23 protein-coding genes are annotated in these 23,051 nt (G+C 45.7%); 7 read left to right on the top strand and 16 right to left on the bottom strand.

Annotated features, from left to right (window positions below; translation table 11 throughout):
- The first annotated feature begins 47 nt into the window (after positions 1–47).
- The gene (elbB, locus tag GWI56_RS19245) at positions 48–710 is read left to right on the top strand and encodes an isoprenoid biosynthesis glyoxalase ElbB (protein WP_198573804.1); all 663 of its coding nucleotides are present in this window, start codon (positions 48–50) and stop codon (positions 708–710) included.
- An 88-nt stretch (positions 711–798) separates the two neighbouring features.
- Here the strand turns inward: elbB and glpG are convergent, their stop codons facing one another.
- The 5 genes from glpG to GWI56_RS19220 all read right to left on the bottom strand — a co-directional run bounded on the left by glpG (position 799) and on the right by GWI56_RS19220 (position 5,212).
- On the bottom strand, positions 799–1,644 hold the full coding sequence (gene glpG, locus GWI56_RS19240) for a rhomboid family intramembrane serine protease GlpG (protein WP_105250758.1): 846 nt from the start codon (positions 1,642–1,644) through the stop codon (positions 799–801).
- On the bottom strand, positions 1,641–1,946 hold the full coding sequence (gene glpE, locus GWI56_RS19235; protein WP_198573803.1) for a thiosulfate sulfurtransferase GlpE: 306 nt from the start codon (positions 1,944–1,946) through the stop codon (positions 1,641–1,643). Before glpE ends, glpG begins: the two co-directional genes overlap by 4 nt.
- Positions 1,947–2,047: 101 nt before the next feature.
- Positions 2,048–3,073 (bottom strand): L-threonine 3-dehydrogenase, encoded by a 1,026-nt coding sequence (gene tdh / locus GWI56_RS19230; protein WP_012090660.1) that lies wholly within the window; start codon positions 3,071–3,073, stop codon positions 2,048–2,050.
- A gap of 11 nt (positions 3,074–3,084) precedes the next feature.
- Positions 3,085–4,278, bottom strand: coding sequence for a glycine C-acetyltransferase (locus tag GWI56_RS19225; protein WP_198573802.1), 1,194 nt, complete (start codon positions 4,276–4,278; stop codon positions 3,085–3,087).
- A gap of 286 nt (positions 4,279–4,564) precedes the next feature.
- A complete protein-coding gene (locus GWI56_RS19220; RefSeq protein ID WP_113940155.1) occupies positions 4,565–5,212 on the bottom strand; it encodes a TetR/AcrR family transcriptional regulator in 648 nt (215 codons plus the stop codon).
- Positions 5,213–5,354: 142 nt separating this feature from the next.
- On the opposite strand from GWI56_RS19220, the gene waaA reads away from it, so the two are divergent.
- Positions 5,355–6,620 (top strand): lipid IV(A) 3-deoxy-D-manno-octulosonic acid transferase, encoded by a 1,266-nt coding sequence (gene waaA / locus GWI56_RS19215; RefSeq protein WP_198573801.1) that lies wholly within the window; start codon positions 5,355–5,357, stop codon positions 6,618–6,620.
- 26 nt (positions 6,621–6,646) lie between these two features.
- On the opposite strand, the gene GWI56_RS19210 is transcribed toward waaA, so the two are convergent.
- A complete protein-coding gene (locus GWI56_RS19210) occupies positions 6,647–7,402 on the bottom strand; it encodes a 3-deoxy-D-manno-octulosonic acid kinase (RefSeq protein WP_107950046.1) in 756 nt (251 codons plus the stop codon).
- A 98-nt stretch (positions 7,403–7,500) separates the two neighbouring features.
- On the opposite strand from GWI56_RS19210, the gene GWI56_RS19205 reads away from it, so the two are divergent.
- From GWI56_RS19205 to GWI56_RS19195, 3 genes are all read left to right on the top strand, one after another.
- Positions 7,501–8,544: a glycosyltransferase family 9 protein gene (locus tag GWI56_RS19205; RefSeq protein ID WP_198573800.1), complete on the top strand. Its 1,044-nt coding sequence runs from the start codon at positions 7,501–7,503 to the stop codon at positions 8,542–8,544.
- A gap of 91 nt (positions 8,545–8,635) precedes the next feature.
- Positions 8,636–9,721 (top strand): glycosyltransferase, encoded by a 1,086-nt coding sequence (locus GWI56_RS19200; protein WP_198573799.1) that lies wholly within the window; start codon positions 8,636–8,638, stop codon positions 9,719–9,721.
- A gap of 30 nt (positions 9,722–9,751) precedes the next feature.
- Positions 9,752–10,828, top strand: coding sequence for a CDP-glycerol glycerophosphotransferase family protein (locus GWI56_RS19195; protein WP_198573798.1), 1,077 nt, complete (start codon positions 9,752–9,754; stop codon positions 10,826–10,828).
- Between the two features lie 48 nt (positions 10,829–10,876).
- On the opposite strand, the gene GWI56_RS19190 is transcribed toward GWI56_RS19195, so the two are convergent.
- Positions 10,877–12,049, bottom strand: a complete 1,173-nt coding sequence (locus GWI56_RS19190) for a glycosyltransferase family 4 protein (protein ID WP_173497803.1) — start codon at positions 12,047–12,049, stop codon at positions 10,877–10,879.
- 355 nt (positions 12,050–12,404) lie between these two features.
- Positions 12,405–13,475 carry a glycosyltransferase gene (locus GWI56_RS19185; protein ID WP_198573797.1) on the bottom strand — a complete coding sequence of 357 codons (1,071 nt, stop codon included), beginning with the start codon at positions 13,473–13,475 and terminating at the stop codon, positions 12,405–12,407.
- A gap of 282 nt (positions 13,476–13,757) precedes the next feature.
- On the opposite strand from GWI56_RS19185, the gene coaD reads away from it, so the two are divergent.
- Both coaD and GWI56_RS19175 read left to right on the top strand, forming a co-directional pair.
- Positions 13,758–14,249 carry a pantetheine-phosphate adenylyltransferase gene (gene coaD / locus GWI56_RS19180; protein ID WP_105250747.1) on the top strand — a complete coding sequence of 164 codons (492 nt, stop codon included), beginning with the start codon at positions 13,758–13,760 and terminating at the stop codon, positions 14,247–14,249.
- A 90-nt stretch (positions 14,250–14,339) separates the two neighbouring features.
- On the top strand, positions 14,340–15,815 hold the full coding sequence (locus GWI56_RS19175; protein ID WP_173497805.1) for a capsule assembly Wzi family protein: 1,476 nt from the start codon (positions 14,340–14,342) through the stop codon (positions 15,813–15,815).
- A 72-nt stretch (positions 15,816–15,887) separates the two neighbouring features.
- Here GWI56_RS19175 and mutM read toward each other — a convergent pair whose 3' ends face one another.
- The 8 genes from mutM to GWI56_RS19135 all read right to left on the bottom strand — a co-directional run bounded on the left by mutM (position 15,888) and on the right by GWI56_RS19135 (position 22,950).
- A complete protein-coding gene (gene mutM, locus GWI56_RS19170) occupies positions 15,888–16,703 on the bottom strand; it encodes a bifunctional DNA-formamidopyrimidine glycosylase/DNA-(apurinic or apyrimidinic site) lyase (RefSeq protein WP_173497806.1) in 816 nt (271 codons plus the stop codon).
- A gap of 36 nt (positions 16,704–16,739) precedes the next feature.
- A complete protein-coding gene (locus tag GWI56_RS19165) occupies positions 16,740–17,195 on the bottom strand; it encodes a hypothetical protein (protein WP_105250745.1) in 456 nt (151 codons plus the stop codon).
- 90 nt (positions 17,196–17,285) lie between these two features.
- A complete protein-coding gene (gene moaA / locus GWI56_RS19160) occupies positions 17,286–18,269 on the bottom strand; it encodes a GTP 3',8-cyclase MoaA (protein ID WP_131524425.1) in 984 nt (327 codons plus the stop codon).
- Between the two features lie 16 nt (positions 18,270–18,285).
- Positions 18,286–20,097: a bifunctional molybdopterin-guanine dinucleotide biosynthesis adaptor protein MobB/molybdopterin molybdotransferase MoeA gene (locus tag GWI56_RS19155; protein WP_173497807.1), complete on the bottom strand. Its 1,812-nt coding sequence runs from the start codon at positions 20,095–20,097 to the stop codon at positions 18,286–18,288.
- A gap of 36 nt (positions 20,098–20,133) precedes the next feature.
- Positions 20,134–20,724: a molybdenum cofactor guanylyltransferase MobA gene (gene mobA / locus GWI56_RS19150; protein WP_113940167.1), complete on the bottom strand. Its 591-nt coding sequence runs from the start codon at positions 20,722–20,724 to the stop codon at positions 20,134–20,136.
- Positions 20,708–21,418, bottom strand: coding sequence for an energy-coupling factor ABC transporter ATP-binding protein (locus GWI56_RS19145; RefSeq protein ID WP_173497808.1), 711 nt, complete (start codon positions 21,416–21,418; stop codon positions 20,708–20,710). Before GWI56_RS19145 ends, mobA begins: the two co-directional genes overlap by 17 nt.
- Before the next feature lie 3 nt (positions 21,419–21,421).
- A complete protein-coding gene (locus GWI56_RS19140; protein ID WP_168826136.1) occupies positions 21,422–22,129 on the bottom strand; it encodes an ABC transporter permease in 708 nt (235 codons plus the stop codon).
- Positions 22,126–22,950 carry a substrate-binding domain-containing protein gene (locus tag GWI56_RS19135; protein WP_198573796.1) on the bottom strand — a complete coding sequence of 275 codons (825 nt, stop codon included), beginning with the start codon at positions 22,948–22,950 and terminating at the stop codon, positions 22,126–22,128. Before GWI56_RS19135 ends, GWI56_RS19140 begins: the two co-directional genes overlap by 4 nt.
- Positions 22,951–23,051 lie beyond the last annotated feature (101 nt).

The raw sequence follows: 23,051 nt of genomic DNA, 5'->3' as shown, positions 1-23,051 counted from the left end.
TTGTTTGTAGTTTGTTAAAACTTAATGACATAAGAAGGATATTTTTAATGAAAAAAGTCGCAGTGTTACTGAGTGGATGCGGTGTTTTCGATGGAACAGAGATCCATGAATCGGTTTTAACGCTTTTATGCTTATCCAAAGGGGGGGCTCACTACCAATGTTTTGCACCTGATATCAAACAGATGCATGTGGTCGATCACCTCACTGGCGAGGTCGATGCGACAGCAAGTCGTAATGTGCTGGTGGAGTCGGCGCGCATTGCCCGTGGCGAAGTTAAAGCGACCACAGAATTAGCTATCGCCGAATTTGATGCCTTGATCATTCCCGGTGGTTTTGGTGCGGCGAAAAATCTGTGTAATTTTGCGACGAACGGCAGCGAGTGTGAAGTAGATCCGCTGGTGACTGATTTTATCAATGAGTTCATTCTGGCGAAAAAGCCCGTTGGCTTTATCTGTATCGCACCTATGATGATCCCGCGATTATATCCCCATGGCGTAAAAGGCACTATTGGTAATGATAGCGATACTGTTGCGGCGTTCAATTTGATGGGCGGTGAGCATCAAGTTGCGACAGTACATGAGATAGTCGTGGATGAAGCGAATCGCATTGTCAGCACTCCCGCTTATATGTTGGCTGGTAATATTGCTGAGGCGCATTCAGGCATCGAGAAGCTAGTCGTTAAGCTACTAGAAATGACTGATCAGAGTTAGTTTGAGCGGTTTGTAGAGGAGTGAAGCGAGTCATTGAACCAAGATAAATTTCAGGATTTATCTTGGTTCACAATATTAGATTGAGTTATTAGATTGAGCTCGAGGATTTGCGGCTATCAAATAAACCTTGGGCTAAACCTATGAGTAAGCCGCCAATGTGGGCACCATTAGCAACCGAAACCCCTAGAATATCTGTGAATCCCAATGCCAACCATATCATCATAAAGCCCATATATGATGGTGGGAAATCTATTCCAGCTGCGGGTTTACGTATACCCATGATCCAAGTGTAACCCACCACTGCATACACAACGCCGGACAGCCCGCCAAAGTTAGGTCCACCGACATAATATTGGATAACGTTTGGCAGAGTTCCTGCGACAAACAGCAAAATGAGCAAGGGTGCAGTACCGATACGGGTTTCGATTTTACCGCCTAAATACCACCACCAGAGCAAATTAAAGATGACGTGCATGGCTGAAAAATGCAGCAGGCTCGGTGTAAAAACACGCCAGAACTGGCTGAACTCTGAATGAGGTACTGCCCCAAAATAGGACAGTGCTTCGTAGGTTTGGTTGGCGAATCCTAAGTTCATCGCCGCAAAAATGAGTACGCAAACCGCAAATACGATCAGCGTGACTGGGCCTGCGCCGGTAATAAATTGGGTGAACAACTGCAGCGAAGGGGCACCATAATCGAGTTTGGTTTGGGTATCGCCGTGTTCCCATGAGGCTTGCAGATATTTATTGTCGTAAGGGTGAGCAATAAAGTGGGCAAACTCTTTGCGTGCTTGCTCCACATCTTTGTCATGGATAACCAAAATGGCAACACCCTGAACCAGCGGCTCAATTTGGCAGTCAATGTCTTCCCCTTTGAGGTAATCGACAAATGCCTGCGCGGCTCTGCTGTTGGGGAGTCTGCCAATTTCTATCATGCATTCGCCTCATGCCAGGCGCTATAGCCGCCGTCTAGGCTGTAAACGTCATCAAAACCTTGTTCGCATAAATATTGCGCCGCATTTTGGCTGCTCATGCCGTGGTAACAAACCACCACGAGTGGGCTATCTATATCGGCTTGGCTAATAAATTGCGCTAGGTTTTCGTTATTCAGGTTAGTTGCACCTGCAATATGGCCGTTGGTGAAGCTATTGCCATCGCGGATATCGACGATTTGCACTGGCTGTGCTTCGGTCATTTGCAGCAATTGATTAACGCTTAAGTGTTTAAAGGAAGACATAATAAAACCTGACAAAGCTAAGAGATGGAAATCAAGATGGGATAAGTGTGCAACAAGGGGCTGCGAGTGTACAGCCCCTATCTAGGTAATGCTCTGCAGGATTAATCCCAGCTGAGGATCACTTTACCCGATTGGCCCGAGCCCATAGCGTCGAAACCTTGTTGGAAATCATCAATCTTGAAGTGGTGAGTGATGATAGGTGAAATATCTAAGCCTGATTGGATAAGACTGGCCATCTTGTACCAAGTTTCGAACATTTCACGGCCGTAGATGCCTTTAATGACCAAACCTTTGAAGATCACTTTGCTCCAGTCGATGGCCATTTCACCACTTGGAATACCGAGCATAGCGACTTTGCCGCCGTGGTTCATGGTATCTAACATGGCGTGGAAGGCCGATGGTACGCCAGACATTTCTAATCCAACGTCGAAACCTTCGGTCATGCCCAGTTCTTTCATCACGTCTTTTAGGTTTTCTTTTGACACGTTCACAGCGCGCGTGGCGCCCATTTTACGGGCCAGCTCTAAGCGGTATTCGTTGACGTCAGTGATCACCACATGGCGAGCACCTACGTGACGACATACTGCTGCCGCCATTATGCCGATGGGACCTGCGCCGGTGATCAACACGTCTTCACCGACTAAATCGAAGGATAATGCTGTGTGCACAGCGTTACCAAACGGGTCAAAGATTGAGGCTAAATCATCGCTGATATCATCAGGGATTTTAAAGGCGTTAAAGGCGGGGATAACTAAGTATTCCGCAAATGAACCTTCACGATTGACACCCACGCCAGAGGTGTTACGGCATAAATGGGTGCGGCCTGCGCGGCAGTTACGGCAGTGGCCGCAGGTGATATGGCCTTCGCCAGACACGCGGTCGCCTATCTTAAAACCACGAACTTCTTGGCCGATATCAACCACTTCGCCTACATATTCATGACCAACAACCATAGGGACTGGAATGGTTTTTTGTGACCATTCGTCCCAGTTGTAGATGTGCATGTCGGTGCCACAAATCGCCGTTTTTTTAATTTTGATCAGCAGATCGTTGTGGCCCATCACTGGCTTAGGCGCATCGACTAACCAAATACCTTTTTCGGCTTTTAACTTGCTTAGTGCTTTCATTGTCTTAAGTCCTAAATAATGCTCATTTCTTTGGCAATACGGGTAAAGGCGGCGATCGCTTTGTCGAGTTGCTCACGGGTATGTGCCGCTGACATTTGCGTACGGATACGGGCTTGTCCCTTAGGAACCACAGGGAACGAGAAGCCAATAACATAAATATGTTCTGCTAATAAGCGGTTAGCAAAGTCGCCCGCCAGTTTCGCATCGCCAATCATCACAGGGATAATCGCGTGGTCGGCGCCGCCCAAAGTAAAGCCTGCTGCTGACATTTGCTCACGGAAATAACGGCTGTTTTCCCATACGGCTTCGCGCAGGGCTTGGCCTGATTTGAGCATTTCTAACACATGGATAGATGCAGTCACGATTGATGGCGCTAATGAGTTAGAGAACAGGTAAGGACGTGAACGCTGACGTAACCAGTCTATGACTTCTTTTTTACCCGAAGTGAAACCGCCCGATGCGCCGCCTAAGGCTTTGCCTAAGGTGCCAGTGATGATGTCGACTCTGTCCATCACATTGCAATATTCGTGGGTGCCACGGCCGTTTGCGCCGATAAAGCCCACAGCGTGAGAGTCATCGACCATCACTAGTGCGCCGTATTTATCGGCTAAATCACATACGCCTTGCAGGTTAGCAATCACGCCGTCCATCGAGAATACGCCATCGGTGGCGATCAAGATGTTACGGGCGCCTGCTTCTTTCGCGGCGATCAACTGAGTTTCTAAATCGGCCATGTCGTTGTTGGCATAGCGGAAACGCTTTGCTTTACATAAACGTACACCGTCGATGATAGAAGCATGGTTTAACGCATCAGAAATAATCGCGTCTTCTGCATCTAACAAGGTTTCGAATAGACCTGCGTTCGCATCAAAACATGAAGAGTAAAGAATGGTGTCTTCAGTGCCGAGGAATTCGCTCAGGCTAGCTTCTAGCTTTTTATGTATGTCTTGGGTACCGCAAATAAAACGTACTGATGCCATACCAAAGCCGTGGCTGTCTAATCCCTGTTGGGCGGCTTTGATTAGCTCTGGGTGATTCGCTAGGCCTAGGTAATTATTTGCGCAAAAGTTAACAACTTCTTGGTGATTAACTTGAATGGCAGTCTGTTGTGGTGAGGCAATAACACGCTCGCTTTTATATAAGCCTTCGGCTTTGATGTCTGCAAGCTGTTGATTAATCTGTGCGTAGAATGAGGTAGAGGCCACCTGATATCTCCTTAGTTAACTTTATTCTGATTTTGGGAGTGGCGGCATTCTAACTCTAAACCTAATCGGCCTACAGCCTTTTTTTCATGCAGGTTCGCAAGATAAACTAGTTTAGGGCTAAAGTGGTTTTTACATTATAAAAACTAATGTGCAACATAAGTTTGCCACTGTTTGACTGAGTATTCTTTTAAGCGTTGTAGAGCGAAAACGGGTTCGCACTCAGTACTATAATTGCTTTGAGTTTAGTTCCGAATGCGAGTTCCCAACATAGGCGTTTGGGATGATGTTATAGGGATTCTTGACTCGCTAGCGCGTGGTAATGTTGCTCTAGGCGAGTAAAAGTCGCAACGGAAGTCGGGGTTGCATAGGCTTTGAAAATCATCAGCACCCTTAAAACGCCTTCATAAAGTGTCGCTTTAGTAATGGTGGACGTGCTGGATTGTGTGAGTTGATAACCAATCCAAAAGCTGACGATCATCTTAATGGTATCCGCCAGTGGCGTGATTTTGTCAGCATCGACACACAGAAATCCATCTTGTGTGAGTTTATGCAGCACATGGCTTGAACGCGTTAAGACTTGCTGCTGTGCGTGCAAATAGCGTTTTTTTAGTTCTTCATCGCGGGCGAGAATATCCGCAAGATTGGCGTACATAAAGCGGAATTGCCACAAGGTATAGAACATAGCATCGAAGTAGCCGATTAACAGTTCTACATCCACTTGCTTATCTTCATAGGGTTGGAAACCCGATTCGAGATGATTCTCATATAGACTGAAAATACAGCGGATAATGTCTTCTTTATTGCGAAAATGGTAATAAAGATTCCCGGGACTCATATTTAAGTGAGCGGCAATGTGATTGGTGGTGATGTTTCTTTCTCCATGCTCGTTGAACAGTTCAAGACTGGCATAGATTATTTTGTCGCGGGTTTTCATAAGTTATCCAAATTGCTAGTGAACGCCACATCATAGATAGAGTTAACCAACGACCGCCATACTGCTGGTAAATTATCCCTAATTTGGTGCATATGCTAACATTGCCGCTATTCATCAGGCAAAACTCATAAGCACGTTTTTAATGAATCGTTTTCTCTATTCCACGATCTTATATTTATTATTCCCTTTGCTAATCGTCTATTTAGCATTTCGTGCTATTAAAAGCCCTGATTACCGCGGTCGTTGGGGGGAACGTTTTGGATTAACCCGGCTTAAATCGACGGATGTACTGGTCCATTCTGTGTCTATGGGTGAAACGCTTGCGGCAATCCCATTGATCCGTTTGATTATGCAATCACACCCTGAATTAAGCATTACGGTTACTACAACCAGCCCAACAGGATCTGCGCAGGTGCGTAAAGCCTTTGGTGACTCAGTGCAACATTGTTATTTACCCTTTGACTTACCTTGGTGTGTGGAGCGTTTCTTGCGCCAAGTCTCACCTAAATCTTGCATCATTATGGAAACCGAACTGTGGCCTAATTTGGTTGCTTTAGCGGCCAAGCGAGGTGTGCGCTTGATGTTGGCCAATGCACGTCTGTCGGCCAAGTCGGCGGCGCAATATGCTAAGCGCCCTAAACTCAGTCGACCTATGTTGCAACGACTCGATGTTATTGCGGTGCAGACTCAAGTGGAAGCGCAGCGTTTTATCGAGTTAGGTGTATCGCCGGACAGAGTGACAGTATGCGGTAGCTTGAAGTTTGATCTCAGTATTACGCCTGAGCGTTTAGCCAATGCCAAGCTGTTGCGTCAGACTTGGGGACGTAAAACCTCGCCGATTTGGGTCGCAGGCAGTGTGCATCCTGGAGAATTTGACGCCATGCTCATCGCCCATAGGCAATTATTGGCTCAGTGGCCCGATGCCTTGCTGATTATTGCACCGCGTCATCCTGAGCAGTTTTCTGCCGTTGCTGAGGTTGTTGCCAGTCAAGGTTTTGAATTAATTCGTCGCAGCGGTAATCTTCCTGTGACGGCCACGACTCAAGTGCTGGTCGGCGATACCATGGGTGAACTTCTGACTTTTTATGGCGCGGCGGACCAAGCCTTTGTCGGTGGCACGCTGATCAATAATGGTGGCCATAATCCCTTGGAGCCTGTTGCTATGGGCGTACCTGTTATGGTGGGGCCGAACCATTGGGACTTTGCCCAGATTACGCAGATGTTGGCGGATGCTGGTGGGTTAAGGGTTGTCGCTTCGGCGGATGAACTTGCTGCTAACTTGATTGAGTATTTTGCTAAACCTGAGTTACGCCAGCAGGCGGTGAACGCGGGATTGGCTGTGGTTGAGGCAAATCGCGGTGCCTTGCAACAACAATATCTTCTCGCGCAATCTTTAATAACCGCTTAATTCAACTGGATAATTCGTTTAGTGGATCAGGCGCTTTGCATCGCCGCTTGATAGCCTTGCATAAGTGATGACCAGTTATCAGCGGTGAAGGCAAGGTTTGGTAACTTGCCTTGTTCTTTATTGAAGGAACGTAAAAGTCTGTCTAGATTCGATTGCTGCCATTGCGGGCTCGGTGTTTTTAACTCACCACGGTCGAAATCGATAAGATAAAACCGCTCTGGCGTTAAGAGTTCAGTTTGTGCGGGCTGGAACAGAATATTCTTGGCATTGAGGTCGGCGTGGTACACACCACGCTGATGGAATTGGGCGATGCAAGCCCCTAATGCCTGCCATTGCTCTGTGCTCATGACCCCTTTGCCAAGTTTAGCGACTAAATCTTCGGCGCCTTCGACCCGTTCGATAATGATATCGGCGCGGTAAAATAATCCATCGCGCACTATGTTGGCGGCAATCGGTTTAGGTACAGCAAAATCTTCGCGATACAAAATGTCTAATAAGCGTAACTCACCCATGGCGCGGGTATTTTCGAGGCCAGTATAAACGTAAGCATCTTTGCTGAATTTCTCCATTAAGCCGCCACGCCAATAATGACGCAATACCCAATGACTGTGCTCAAATGCCACAAACCAAGTGGTGTAGCGGCCTTTGGATGAACCGACGACAGCATTTTTAGCCCGCCAAAAATCCACCGAGAACCACGCGGGATCGATATCTGTTGGCGTATCTTGGCAAACTGCCATGTGACCTTGGGCGGTTTTTATGAGCTGTATCTGAGCATTCATCGGAGATTTGTTGACTTAAGCGTGGCACCTAGGGCCATTCTACATTAAGATCCTTAGCTTGCGCCAAATAACCTTAAGAGCTTTTAGCTTCAATCCCAATGAGTTTAAATCCCAATACCATGAATTCTCTTTGTTTGCTGCGCTTATCCGCTATCGGTGACGTCTGTCATGCCGTGGCAATGGTGCAGGCGATTCAGCGGCAATACCCCGAGCTCAAAATCACATGGGTGATCGGTAAACTCGAATATCAATTGTTGAAGCATTTACCCGGCATTGAGTTTGTTATTTTCGATAAATCTCAAGGATGGCGCAGCTATTTTAATTTGCGTAAGGCCTTAAAAGGCCGACGTTTTGACGTGCTGCTGCATATGCAGGTTGCGCTACGTGCCACTTTGGCTTCATTAGCCATTTCGGCAAAGGTGCGCATAGGTTTTGATCGTGCCCGCGCTAAAGAAGGTCAGTGGCTAGTGACAAATCACAAGGTGGAGCCCTTGGCCAAGCCCCATGTGCTCGAAGGATTTATGGGATTCGCTAAGGCGATTGGCGTTAACGATCTCACTCCTCAATGGCATATTCCTGTGCCAATTGCGGATACTGAATTTGCCCAGACGCAGATTAAAGACAATGAAAAAGTCTTTATCATTTGCGCCGCAGCCAGTAAGGCTGAACGTAACTGGTTACCAGAGCGTTATGCCGCCGTTGCGAGCCATGCGATTGCGAAAGGATTTAGAGTCATGCTTTGCGGTGGCCCAACTCAACTTGAGAAGGATTTAGCAGAGCAAATTTTGCAGGCTTGTCCCTCTAAAATCGATAATTTAGTGGGCAAAACCAGTCTGACGCAATTATTGGCCCTGCTAAAACGTGCAAGCTTAGTGTTAGCACCAGATACGGGCCCTGCGCATATGGCGGTTACCCAAGGTACCCCAGTCATTGGTTTATATGCCCATTCCAATCCTGGGCGCACAGGTCCTTATCTATCGCAGCAATATGTGGTGAGTGCCTATGATGAGGCCATGAGATCGCAACATAGTGGACAAATTAAGTGGGGAACTCGCGCCAAAGGCGAGCATTTGATGGCTTTGATCAGTGTTGAAGCCGTGATTGAGAAGTTTGAGTTAGTGGTTCAGCAGACACTCAGTTAAGGCTTGTTAGTATCGTGCATTCTTGTTCAGCACTCTTGAAATATCGCTGCATTAGCGGTGGGTATTCAGAATATCGTTTAGGAGATAAATCATGCGGATAGCCATTGCCATTGACAGTTTAGCGGGTGGCGGAGCCGAAAAGGTCATGATTACCTTAGCCAAGCAATTTATTCGCTTAGGGCATGAGCCGCATTTTTTAGTCATGGAAGATAATCGCTATTATGAAATCCCAGATGACTTACCCATTCATCAATGTTTTGTCCCTAAGGATAAAGATTTCGACCATTTTGGGCGATTGAATGCTTCGGTTAACAAACTCAGCGCAAAAATCGCGGAAATTGAATCTCAAGTGGGCAAGTTTGATTTGTTTTTATCAAATTTAGATAAAACCAATTTAATGATGACCAAAACTGGTGTTTCACCGCTTTATGTCATAGTCCATTCTTCTGTAGAAGAAGAGTTGAGCCGCCAATTTAAACTGGGACCGTTTGCTTATTTCAAGAAGCTAAAATCCAAAAAAGCGCTCAATGGCCAGCATTTGATTACTGTCTCAAATGGCATAGCAAAGGAGATTAAAGATAAAGGTCGTTTGCATCCAGCATCTATGCAAACTATCTATAATCCATTTGAATTTAACGAAATCACATCTCAATCACAGCAAGATAATCCGCAAATCCCTCAGGGAGATTATCTTATTCATGTCGGTCGTTTTGCTAAGCAAAAGCGCCATGATGTGTTGTTTGAAGCCCTCAAGCTCACGCAAAATCAACTTCCTGTCGTGCTCTTGTGCCATAACCACAAAAAAGCGATAAAAGCAGCGAAAAAGTTTGGTATTGAAAAGCGATTAATTATTCCCGGTTTTCAAAGTAATCCTTTTCCATGGATTAAGCAGGCTAAGGCATTAGTGCTCAGCTCTGATTTTGAAGGTTTACCGACAGTCTTGATTGAATCTTTAGCTTGTGGGACTCCTGTTGTGAGCACTGATTGCCCACATGGACCCAGTGAAATTTTAACGGGGAATTTAGTGCCTTATCTCGTGCCGCGTCGTGATCCCAAAGCGTTAGCTAAAATGATAGACGAGGTTGTTAGCTTGCCGCCATCCCTCGAGCAGGTTGAGATTTTGGGCAAAGTCGATGCGACCTTAATTGCCGAACAATATTTAGCGTTGGCAAAATAATTTATTCGTTTGTGTTTTAGGAGCATGCTTGTGGAAGAAGTCAAACAAGCCAAAAGACGTTATTTATTTTACATAGCGCAAAACTATTCCTATGCGATGTTAAGGCCACTTCAACAAGTCATTTTGGAAAGAGGTGATGAGGTTAGCTGGTTTTTAGAGGGAAATGAGGTCGATCCTAAGTTTTTAAAAAACGATGAACTGCGCTTGCAGAGCATCGATGCTGTGAAAGCGTGGAAACCAGATGCGGTATTCGTCCCTGGGAACGTTGTCCCTCATTTTATTCCTGGGGTTAAAGTGGGCGTATTCCATGGATTTAATGCGGGTAAAATGAATCATAAGGGCCGAGAAGATCACTTCGAAATCAGAGATTGTTTTGATTTGTATTGTACCCAAGGCCCTGCGACGACTCTGCCCTTTCTGAAACTAGAGAAAAAGTTTGGTACTTTTACTGTAGTTGAAACGGGATGGCCTGCGCTCGACCCCCTATTTCTTGAGAATAAAGATAATCCCTATATCAAAGCTGATGACCCAAGGCCAGTAGTACTCTTTTGCTCAACATTTTCCCCAAGTTTGACCTGCGCACCTGTAGTATTTGAGCAGATTAAAGCCCTGTCGCAAAAGAGCCAATGGCGCTGGTTAGTGCAATTTCATCCAAAGATGAATCCTAAGATTGTTGAGCAGTACAAGGCTTTAGAAAACGAGAATTTACAGTTTGTTGAAACTGATAATGTGATCCCTTTGCTACAGGCGGGGGATGTGATGTTGTGTGACACTTCATCGATTCTGTTGATGTTTTTAATGCAGCGAAAACCAGTGGTGACCTTTAAAAATCAGTCACCGAAAGATCATTTAATCGATATCAGTCGGGTTGAGGATATTGAATCTGCATTAACGCGAGCACTGAGTCGTCCTGATGATTTGATGGCGCACATCCATGATTATTGTAATCAAATTCACCCTATGGGTGATGGTCAATCTAGCCAGCGAGTTTTAGCCGCAACAGATGCTTTGATTGATAAAGGCACTGATTGGCTAAAACCTAAACCATTGAACTTGTTGCGCCATTTTAAGATGCGGCGCAAGCTAGGTTATTGGAAGTTGTTTTAGCTAGCTGTCGTTACTTATGGGCCGATATTGAAATATCGGCCCATTTTGTTAGCCTTGCAGTTTCGTTTCTTCAACCAGTTTAAAGATGATTTCTTGCATATTTTTCTGGAAATCTTCAATACTGTGGTTTGCTTTGATGTAGTCAACTGCCTTAACCGCGAGTTCTTGTCTTAGTTGTTCGTTTTCCATCAGATGGCGTATACCATCGACAAATAAATCGACTTTATCAAAACCATCTCCGAGCACTGTACCTGTAAATACGCCAAATTGACTCGTCAGCTCGTCGGGGTCACGGCAACTGACGAGAAGGGTGCCATAAGATAACGCTTCTAAGAAAGAAATTGGTAGAGCTTCGTGAATTGAAGTGTTGACTAAAATTTTAGCATCTTTGATTAGCTGGTTTTTTCGATCGCCTTCTACATGCCCTACAAAATGTAGGTTGGGAATATTTAGGTAGTCATTCATGATGGACTGATTTTTCTTTGACTGCCTAAATGACTGACCTAGCATGAAAAATTCATATTCAGGCATCAGTTTAGCTATCTCGCAAAATAACCAACCACGTTTGACTGACTCAATTCGTCCCAGAAAGATAATGTGATTTTTCTTCGGGTGTGCTTCTACATCGAAATTATGATCGATCTCGATAGGATTGGGTAAATATTTGATTTCTGTTTTATCATCGAGATTGTAGAGATCTCTGGCTTTACGATCTAAAAAGCGTGCCTGAGAAATAAATGAGACTTTCCCTGCCGCCCAAAGGTCATGAACAAACTGATAAATATTACTGTCCCAATAACTTTTCTCAGGGAAAAGTTTTACGGTATTAATTTCATCCCATTCATAATCAGGTCTTGGATCTTGAACCCAAAATAGGAGTTTTTTATCAATATTGGGGATAGTTTTTAGAATACGATATGAGTGGGTTGTCATTTCTATTGACAGAAATATATCGTAATTCTTCTTTTTCAGAAACCTAATATTAAGGAAATCCATAAACTTAGCCGCTAAGCGATAAACTTTAATGCCATCTATCATATAGCGACGAGGTATTAATCTTTGCTTGCTGCAGTCTTTTTTTATCAGCACTTCTACTTCAATATTTTCGTTGGGTAAGTGTTTGGCGATTAAGTGGCGTGCTAGAAAACCGTATCCACCATACACTGTGCCTGTACCACCAAAGTACTCATCAACTAATAAAGCCACTTTAAGCTTACTCATTACTACCCCAAAAAATCATTTATTGCTAATTCTACTTAGGCAGAATTATTTGATGGGAAGTATTTTGATATTTTTCAAATAGACTATCAATGAATTTATTTATTCATAAATACAGAATGGTTAACCTTATAATAAACTGTTTTATCGATGTTCAATAATAGTAATTATACAGGCTAAATGTATTGTATTTCTGTGTGTTATCACTCTTTGTTTGATGCAATTGTTAATGCATTGTGTTTTCGGGGCTAATTCAAATGAGCCGTCATACTGTATCAGAGTGTAACAGGTGTTGGAGGTTAAGTAGAAACTCTAATTATATTCAATAGAGTTTCTACTTTTTACCGTATAAAGATATTTATTCGGCTAAGTTCAAATATTGCTTTGCAATATTTTGACTATCTATAGCTTTAAGAATAGCAAGGTCTTCAAGCGATGGAGGCGATGCCAGACATTCCAGAGCCTTTTGTGCCAACAATGCAGGTTGGCGAACGGGAACCAAATATTTAGCTAAATGTCCGGTAAGGATTTCATTCGGGCCGTGAGGGCAGTCAGTGCTTACGACGGGGGTGCCACAGGCCAATGACTCAATGACTACCGTTGGCAAGCCTTCAAAATCTGAGCTCAGTAGCATTAATTCTGCGTTGGCAATCCAAGCATAGGGATTATGTTGAAAACCGGGTGTGATAATTCGGTGCTCAACACCGTATTTTTTGGCTAATTTACGCGCTTTATTTGGTCGATTACAGAGAAGCACGAGTTTAGGTGCTGTCGGCATATCCCTCAATGCTTTGAAGAGAATGTCATGGCGCTTTTGACGAGTGACTCTACCCACATGGATCATATAAGGCTCATTGGGAATTTCGGCGATGACTTCTTGAGTCTTAATTTTTATTTCTTCTAAGCGAAAAGGGTTGTAGATGGTTTGCACGCTCTGGGGTTTTAACCAAGACGTGGCTCTGAGTTCGTCGGCAATACCATTTGAGACTGTGATGATTTTTTTGCCGATCAGGGCCTTGGCTTTTTTCCATCTGCGCCAGAAGTGTACTGGACCGCGTTTTAACTCCATCAATAACTCTTGTTTTAACGCACAATGACAGAAGTAGTAGCAAGGATCGAAATGACAGCCGGAAACAACAACATCGCAGTCAGTTGAATTACTGAGAAAGAGTGAAAACTTGCCCGTTTTTTCGGCGGCGCTCACTTTAGCTTTGAGTTGTTGTATCTGCTCCTGTAGCAAAGGTTTTTGACCCGCTTCAAACAGATAATGAATGGTCACATTTTGCGGAGGTATAAAATCGCCTTCCCTGTGAAACACAAACAAATGCACATCTTGTCCTGCTTCCTGTAACACTTCTGCCTGCGACAAAGCGACTTTCACTGTGCCGTTGGAGAAAAAGTTATGGCAAAAAATCGCGATTTTCTTCATATATGCTCTTCTGCGTGTCTTCAAACGTCGTTTTTAAACCTAACACTGCTCAGTGTATATCGTTAAATAGGGGAGCAACATTGTATGTGGTCGGTTTTAATTTCGTGCAACATTATACCTGTTCGTGCCTTTACATGGGCTTAATCAATAGCGTTCTTGCTTATTTTTAAGTTTTTTATCGGTATTTAAAGTCGTTTTTGCTGCGATTATTCACTCGCTTTGCTAAAACGAGTAGACTGGCGAGCAATGATTTTTGGCATCCATGTGAGTTGAGTCAGCAAAGTGCATACAAGAGCTATTTATCCGGGAACTTTTGATCCTATCACCAATGGTCATGCCGACTTGATTGAGCGTGCGGCTAAACTGTTTAAACATGTGGTGATTGGCATTGCGGCTAATCCTTCCAAGCAGCCTAGATTTACTCTTGAAGAGCGAGTTGAATTGGTCAATCGGGTGACTGCTCATTTGGATAATGTCGAGGTGGTGGGGTTTTCGGGGTTGCTAGTGGATTTTGCCAAGGAGCAAAAGGCCAGTGTACTTGTGCGTGGGTTACGCGCGGTATCCGACTTTGAATATGAATTCCAATTAGCAAATATGAATCGCAGATTGAGCCCTGATCTGGAAAGCGTGTTTTTAACGCCTGCCGAGGAAAACTCATTTATCTCTTCAACCTTAGTAAAGGAAGTCGCTTTGCATGGTGGCGATGTGAGCCAGTTTGTTCACCCTGAAGTAACGGCTGCATTGGCGGCAAAGCTTAAGTTGGTTAAACCTTAGATTTTACCTGCGAACTAGATAGTTTTTACGTAGGAGTTTTGTGTTAACTTTGAGGCATTGTTGCCTTGTGATGATACTTAAAAGGATGTTATGAAGGCTTTTTTTCCCCCCACGATCCTTGCTACTAGCATTGCCTCTGGCCTGTTTTTTTCTTCAATGCTTGCTGCTGCACCTTGGGTCGATGCCTCTGATATTTATCTTAGAGCTGACATTCAAGCACTTGCTGATGCGGGTGTGATCACTGTGCCTGTGAATACTTATCCATTGATGTGGTCAGGCATTGGTGGTGATTTAGCGAAAATTGAGCCTGAGCTGCTTTCTCCCTCTTTAGTACAAGCCTTTGCACGGGTTAATTTTTATTATCAAAATGCTGTCGATAATCGTGGTAATGCACGGATAAAAGTATCGGCAGCATCTGATCCTGCTCGCTTTCAACATTATGGTTCTGGCTATCGCGAGAAAGGTGAAGTGCTGGGCTCCTACGAGTATTTAGGATCGCGTGTTGCTTATAAGGCGACGGTGGCAGAAACCTATGATCCGCAAGATAATAAAAACTTCCGCCTTGATGAGTCTTATTTTGCCATCATTTTTGGCAATTGGATCGCAACCTTAGGCGCGGTTGAGCAGTGGTGGGGACCGGGGTTTGACTCGGCTCTACATCGTTCTAATAACGCCCGCCCTATGTCATCGTTAACCTTGAGCCGTAACAATGCCGCGGCTTTTGAAACACCTTGGTTATCTTGGATTGGCCCTTGGACCTTTAAAACCGGATTTAGCTTAACTGAAGTGGATCGTGCTGTGCCTAAGACGGCTGAGTGGGATATGCGCTTAAGTGCAAGACCGATTAAACAGTTAGAAGTGGGATTGTCTTGGTCGACCTTATTTTGTGGTGAGGGCCAAGATTGTAACTTTGACTCTTGGTGGGATTCGGTTGCGAGTAATGCTGTTTGTATCGATGGTACAAATGATTGTGCGCCGAATGAGCGCCGCGATGCAGGCCATAGAACTCAAAGTATTGATATGCGTTATGCCGATACTTTGCAGGATATCCCTGTTGGATTATATCTCGAACATAGTTGTGAAAATGGTAGTGACTGCGGCTCACTTTGGGGGATTGATACCCATTTTGGCACATCGGGTAAGCAGTTTAAGTTGTTCATGGAATATTCGGACACCTATGTAAAATGCGATGGTGATAGTGCCAATTGTTTCTATGAGGATCCTGTCTATCTGAGTGGTGCTCGCTACTATGGTCGTGCTTTGGGTTCTACCTATGATAGCGATGCACAAGTGTTCGTGGTTGGATTAGTTGGCCAGTTTAATAACAGCCGTGGTTTTACCTCGTTGCTGCGTTATGCGAAGCTGAATAAAGATGGCTCCAATGTGGCGAACACTTGGGCACCACAACCGCCAAAAGAAGATTTATTGATGCTGGAGCTTTCTTACCGTATGCCTGTGTGGAAAGGCATGTGGAGCTTAGGTGGAACAGTATCGAGATCGGAATTTGAAGTTCAAGAAAATGATACAAATGCCACGCTATTTAGCAGTTTTGAGTATCGTTTTTGACAGATATAATTGATTAAATAACGAAAAATGCCAAGCACTTGCTTGGCATTTTGGCTTATAAATAACGCAATATTAGCGTGTTTGGCAAATGCCACAAAATACTGTGGTGCGCTGGCCTAAACGGATTTCACTCAGCAAGTTACCGCAGCTTGTGCAGGTTTCACCGCCGCGACCATAGACATGCAGTTTTTGGGCGAAGTAGCCCGGCTTGCCATCGGCATTGGTGAAGTCTTTCAGCGTGGTGCCACCCTGTTTAATGGCGTGGGCTAAGATTTGCTTCACTTCTGCAACTAAAACGGTCAAACGCTCGATATCGATTTTACCTGCTTCGGCCTCTGGGTGAATGCCCGCCGCAAACAGGGCTTCATTGGCGTAAATATTACCCACTCCCACCACTATATGATTATCCATCAGGCAGAGTTTGATGGCCTTTTTCTTGCCCGCTAAAGCTGCCGCTAATTGTGCGACATTAAAGGCATGGGTCAGTGGCTCTGGCCCCAGTTTGGCGAGTAATGGATGCGCTTCTTCTGGGAGTTCACACCATAGCCAAGCACCGAATCGTCTTGGATCGTTAAAACGTAAAATGCGGCTGTTGGCGAGCACTAAGTCGATATGGTCATGCTTTTCCACTGGGGTATCGTGGGGCAAAATCCGTAAACTTCCCGACATGCCTAAATGCACTATGCTAGTACCCGCGTCAGTGTCGATTAATAGATACTTAGCACGGCGTCGCACTTGGCGTATAACTTGGCCGATAATCTGTTTGGCTATGTCAGGCACAGGCCAGCGCAACGAGCCATTGCGGATCACAAGATCAACTACGGTTTGCTCGACAAGGTAGGGGGCAATACCCTGACGGGTGACTTCAACTTCTGGTAATTCCGGCATGGATTCTTTCTTATCTTAAGTAAAATGGGGTGGCATTTAAGTTGCGGGTTTCGCATCGAGGATCGGTTGCAGTTTAGATCTTAAACTCGGTGGTACTAAATACCAATTACCTGCGGGAGACTTTAAGGCGCCTTCATTGGGAAAATAGATCCACAGTTGAGCATCGCGGATATCTGCAATCTGTATAACTAATTCTTGCGGATTATCTGTGGTTTCTGGCGCGGCGGTTAAGGGGGATACCCGTATGGTTTGCCACGCCTTTGCCCATTCATCACAGTTGAGGACTTTAGTGTCGCACTCCCATTGTGATGCTTGCTTGTGCAGCCATAACCCGTCGAGTTGCAGCTGTGAAAGCGGTGCATTATCGTCAAACAGTCGCTGAGCATCACTCGGAACATTATTGGTTTTGTTATCCATAAAAGTCAGCACGGCGACCATAAAGGCGCAGGCGACTATGATGATGTTATTCCATTGCTTACGAGTTAAGGCCATAGAAATGTGTGACGCTAAGTATGGGGTGATGCTTCGAGTTTATCACGGCCAAATTGAGATGCTAGCCCTTAAGCGATGGAGTGGTGATGCTTAACCGCCTGTGGCGTTCATAAAGCGTAGGATTTGTACCTGATTATTGCCAAAGTCATGCTGCTTAGGTTTGAGATTAATTCCCGCGAGAATAGCGACTTTTAATCTTTCAATATCAGCCGGAAATTCCCGGACTATGCTTTTGAGATCAACGGCATGTTCATTGCCTAAACATAGCAATAATTGGCCTTCGACTGTGACGCGCACGCGATTACATTCGTGGCAGAAGTTGTGGCTGTGGGGCGAGATAAAGCCGATATGGATTGGGCTGTCGGCCATAGTGTAATAACGTGCTGGGCCGCCGGTACGTTTGTTGGAAAGCTGTAGCGGATAGTGACTATTGATGATGGCTTTTACTTCATCGCTGCTGCAATGACGGGCGCGTTTCCGCTCATCCATTTCGCCAAGCGGCATTTCTTCGATAAAGGCGATGTCTAAGTTGCGGCCACGGCAGAAATCAACTAAATCAATAACTTCATTATCGTTCTGTTGTTTTAAAATCACTGCATTAATCTTGATACGTTCAAATCCCGCCGCAATAGCCGCATCAATACCATCGATGACTCTGTCTAATTTGCCGTTACGCGTTAGCTGAGTAAACAGTGTGGGGTTTAAGGTATCTAGGCTGATATTGAGGCGCTTTAATCCTGCATCAAACATGGGTTTAGCGAATTTTGTCAGCCTTGAACCATTAGTGGTCATGGATAAATCCGTCAGCCCAGGCAGTTTGCCAAGCAGACCCACTAGCTGGTCGCAATCGGTGCGAACTAAGGGCTCACCGCCGGTCAGGCGAATTTTAGTCACACCAAGCTCGGTAAAGGCTTGGGCAATCCAAGCTAATTCTTCGAGGTGGAGTACGTGGTCCTTTGGCAGAAAACAGGGATCTTCCGTCATGCAATAAACACAGCGAAAGTCGCAGCGGTCGGTGACCGAGAGCCGTAAATATTCGACCTTACGGCCAAAGGAATCCACAATTAGACTCATAAAAACTCACTGGATCCTAAAGCAGATCCGCAAAGGGTTGAATAAATACAGTTTCACCTGCATTCACGGCTTCTGCATCATCCCCTATGATGATGAGGCAATTCCCTTTAACCATTGAACTTAACATTCCGGAACCTTGGTTGCCCGTACTACTCACGTGTAGGCGTCCATCTTTACCAAGTTGATAAATCCCGCGAATAAATTCGGTGCGACCTTGACGGCTTCGTAGAGTTTCATCACTTATTGCAGGGAATAGCTGCGCTTGCCAATTCACTTCACCTGCTAATTTTCGTAAAGCGGGCTGCACAAATTGCAGGAAAGACACCATGACTGCGACTGGGTTGCCAGGTAGCCCGAAGAATAAGCTGTCATTCACTTTACCAAAGGCGAGTGGCCGACCCGGACGCATGCTAATCCGCCAGAAATCAATTTTGCCGAGGCGTGCAAGCACGGTTTTAATGTAGTCCGCATCGCCGACAGACACGCCACCCGAGCTAATGACGACATCAGCAAGGTTGGCGGCTTTAGCGAGAGTTGCTTCAAGGGCGGCTTCAGAATCTTCGATAATGCCTAAATCGATAACGTCACAACCGAGACGTTTCGCCATTGCTTTGATGGTAAAGCGGTTTGAGTCATAGATGCAGTTAGTTTTGAGTACTTCACCGGGCTGGCTCACTTCATCGCCGGTAGAGAATACTGCAACAGTTGGGCGGCGATATACGCTCAGGTGATTGAGCCCGAGTGAGGCCAGTAAACCTTGTTCTGCGGCGCTTAGGCGAGTGGCTTTTGCAAGTGCGACTTGGCCTTGAGCAATATCTTCTCCAGCGAGGCGAACGTGTTGGCCAGAAAGAATGCGGCCTTCAAAGCTAACAATGCCATCGACTTCCTTGGCAAGCTCTCTGGGCTGCACAGTATCGGCACCTGCAGGCACTGTTGCGCCCGTCATGATACGCACGGTCTCGCCGACTTTAAGCATGCCCGAATATTGATGACCGGCAAGAACCTCTCCCACCAATTTTAAGGTGGTAGGCATTGGGTCTTGATAGACAAAGGCGTAGCCATCCATCGCCGAATTGGTTTGTTGTGGCACGTTGACGGGAGAAATGCTGTCGCTGGCTAGTACGCGGTTATCTAAGGCATCTAACTCAATGTCTTCAATCTCTGCCACAGGTGATACATGGGATAAAATCTGCGCTAAACCTTGGCTGACGGTAAGGTTTTTGTTGTCGCCTATGGCGCAGGCATCCACGGCCGAAATGGGGTATTGGAGTGGCGCTTCCCAGTTTTGGGTGTACTCCATCACAAAATCGGCAATCTGGCTGATATTGTTGAGATCGATTCGGCGCAGCTCACTCGGGAGTGCGTCGTTTGGCAACTGAGTGTCATCGCAACAGGCGATGGCGAGGATATTCTCATCTTGGGTGTAGATAAAAGGTTTGCCGTGGGCGGCGCGGTGCAATTCAATTTTAGGTAATGCGAGCTTTTTAAAGCCTTCGACGAGGACAATATCGACTTTGTCGGCTTCGATTTGCTTGAGTAAATGGACTAACTCAGGATCGCCATCGCGCGCATCTTCTGTCATCAGCGCCCAGCGTACATGGGAGGCAACCAGCATTTGTCGTGCGCCCGCTTTACGCATTTCGTAACTGTCTTTGCCGGGAATATCTACGTCGAAATTATGGTGGGCATGTTTGATTACGGCTAAACGCAGGCCACGTTGATTTAATTCGGGGATCAATTGCTTGAGTAAGGTGGTTTTCCCCGTGCCACTGTAGGCACAAAATCCGAGAACGGGAATAGCGAGCGGATTGACGAAGGGGTTACTCATTTGCACCTCTAATTTGGGTTATTGGAGCCTTTTTAGCTACTGGGTGATTTCTATCGCTAGTCGTTGTTTTTGTTCTGGCGTATTTACATTCACAAAAGCATTGGGCTGGTCGGCGAATGACGCTACGACGAAGTGATGTTTGATATACCAAAAGTCCACTTTACGCTCACCCGCCTCAAGAAACGCTTTCATCGAGTCACGTAAGCTAGGTTTTAAGAGTAAAACAACGGGTTGTTCATACTCACCGTCACTGGCGACAGCAATCTCGGCCTTTTCTGCTTCAATTGCTGCCAACATACGCGGAACAAGGTCGAGTGGCAGGAGTGGACAGTCGCAGGGTACTACCAATAAGTAGTCTGCATCTGTTTGGCCCATAGCGGTGATCATACCCGCTAAAGGTCCGAGGAAACCACTATGCTCGTCACTTATCACCTTAAAACCGAACTCAGCATAACGTGTTTGGTTACGATTTGCGTTGATCAGGATCTCCTTAACCTGAGGTTTTATTCTATCTATTGTGTGCTTAATCATGGCTTCGCCGTTTAATTCGACGAGACCTTTATCGTCGCCACCCATGCGACGGGCCATACCACCGGCGAGAATAACGGCATCAATTTGCGATGACATACAAAGGCTCCTGTGCTGGCAAAGATTCAGGCTGTTGATAAGAGGTCATCACGCGCTCACCTTCTATGTGCCACTGTTGTTCGCAGATGGCGGTTAGCGCGCAATTCTGATGGCTACTCAGTAACATTCCTGTGCCTTCGTGTTTGAGTTGTTGGATCATTTTTAATACTAGCTCTTGGGAATCCTTGTCCATATTGGAGGTGGGTTCATCGAGCATTAATAGTTTAGGTTGTAGGATCCAAGCGCGCGCAATCGCGAGGCGCTGTCTTTCGCCACCAGAGAGATTACTGGCCCTTTCGTGCAGCAGCGACCCTAGCTGCGCCATCTCAATTGCTTGAGTAATCCGCTGTTTCGCCTTGGCTTTTGTTTCTGAGCTGAAATTCAGCCCATAGGTGAGATTATATTCTACTGTGCCGTCGAACAAATAAGGATGTTGGTGCAGATAAACAGCCTTACCTAACAATGGATTGCGTCGCCACCAAGCATTTTGGGCAAAACCGACAGCCTCAATATGACCTTTGGTTGGTGGCATTAAGCCCGCCAGAATTTTCATCAAGGTTGATTTGCCTGTGCCATTGTCGCCTTGCAGATAAATCACATCTCCTTGGCAGAGCGATAATACGTCGGCTTTGAATAACAGGCGCGCACCAAAGGACATTTCTACGTCACGGGCGATCAGTTTGACCTTAGTCATTGCTTAATGGCTCCTTGGCATGGCTTTGCCGCGTAAACTACCTAAGGCAAAGTTGAGGATCAAGGCCAAGATTAGCAGCACTAGCCCGAGGGCGATAGCTTGGGCGAAGTCACCTTTGCTGGTTTCAAGTGCGATTGCGGTAGGAATATTACGGGTCACGTTTAAAATATTGCCGCCGACCATCATAGAGCAGCCGACTTCGGTCAGAATGCGACTAAACGCCGCGACAATCGCCAGCAGTAAGGGCATGCGCAGTTCTCGGCATACTGTCCACACTGCACTGCACCAAGAGGCACCTAAGGTGCGTGAGGTTTCCCAAGCTCTACGATCAACGCTAGTGAATGCGGCTTGGCTCATTGCAATTAGCACGGGGGCACAGATGAACATTTGCCCGAGAATCATGCCTTCTTGGGTAAATAACCACTTTAGATCGCCCATAGGACCGTTGCGCGTTAGCAGTAAATACACGAGTAGACCGATAACCACTGTCGGGATTGATTGCAGAGTTTGAACTAAGTTAGTGACTATCCATTTGCCGCGAAATGGCGCAAACGCCAACACAAAGCCGAGCACCATGGAAGGAACAAGCGTGATCAGCAGTGCCGCGAAAGAAACCGAAAACGAGATCGAAATGATGGACCAAACGTCAGGGTCTAAAGAAAACAGCAGGCTTAACGCCTGCTGTAATAGTGCTAGCCAGCCGTCGTTCATTCGCTATAAGTTGCCTTGAACAATTGCTCGCCTTCAACTTTGAAGTTGTTGATCATGCTTTGACCTTCTTTGCTGATCAACCAGTCGCTGAATGCTTTAGCGCCTTTGTGGTTCAGATCTGGGTATTTAGTAGGGTTGATGAGAATAACTTGGTATGGGTTGGCTAAGGTTTTACCACCATCGAAATCAACGGCAAGATCGAGCTTAGTTTTATAAGCCACGAAAGTACCACGGTCAGACAGAGTGTAACCTTGCATTTCGTTTGCCATCAGCAGGGTTTTACCCATGCCTTGACCGACTGAAGTATAACCTTTGAAGTTAGGAGTAACATTTGCCGCTTTCCATACTTCTAACTCTTTGATGTGAGTGCCTGAATTGTCACCACGAGAGATAAAAGGTACGCCTGATTTTGCCATTTTAACGAAGGCTTCTTCGGCCGTTTTGCTGTCACGGATTTTTGCTGGGTCGTTTTTAGGGCCAAGTACTACGAAATCATTTTCCATAATGCCACGGGGCTCAACACCAAAACCATCGGCTACGAATTTAGCTTCGGCGCTAGGCGCGTGAGTCATGACTAAATCCACGTCACCTTGCTCACCTAGTTTCAGGGCTTTACCTGTACCTGTGGCGATGACTTGAACCTTGTAGCCTGATTCACTTTCGAACTTAGGTAACAGTTCTTTCAATAGGCCTGAGTTTTCTGTGCTGGTGGTGGTGGCTAACTTGATAATTTCAGTCGAGTGAGCGGGTAAAACAGTGAACATACTGGCTGCAACAACCAGTCCCAGTAATGACTTCATATGAGATTTCATGTTTAGCATGGGTACTCCTTGGCGGAAAATAGGATTCCAACTCAAATGCCTACTGAGTGGAAGGTCTCGTAAATTGTAATACGTTCGGTTGAAAGCAAGTTAGATGCCAA

Origin of the sequence: Shewanella sp. DW31, from assembly GCF_015767295.1 — a bacterium.
Classification (GTDB): Bacteria; Pseudomonadota; Gammaproteobacteria; order Enterobacterales; family Shewanellaceae; genus Shewanella; species Shewanella oncorhynchi.
Note: the sequence above shows the minus strand (reverse complement) of the source record. Positions and strands in the feature narration are given on the sequence as shown.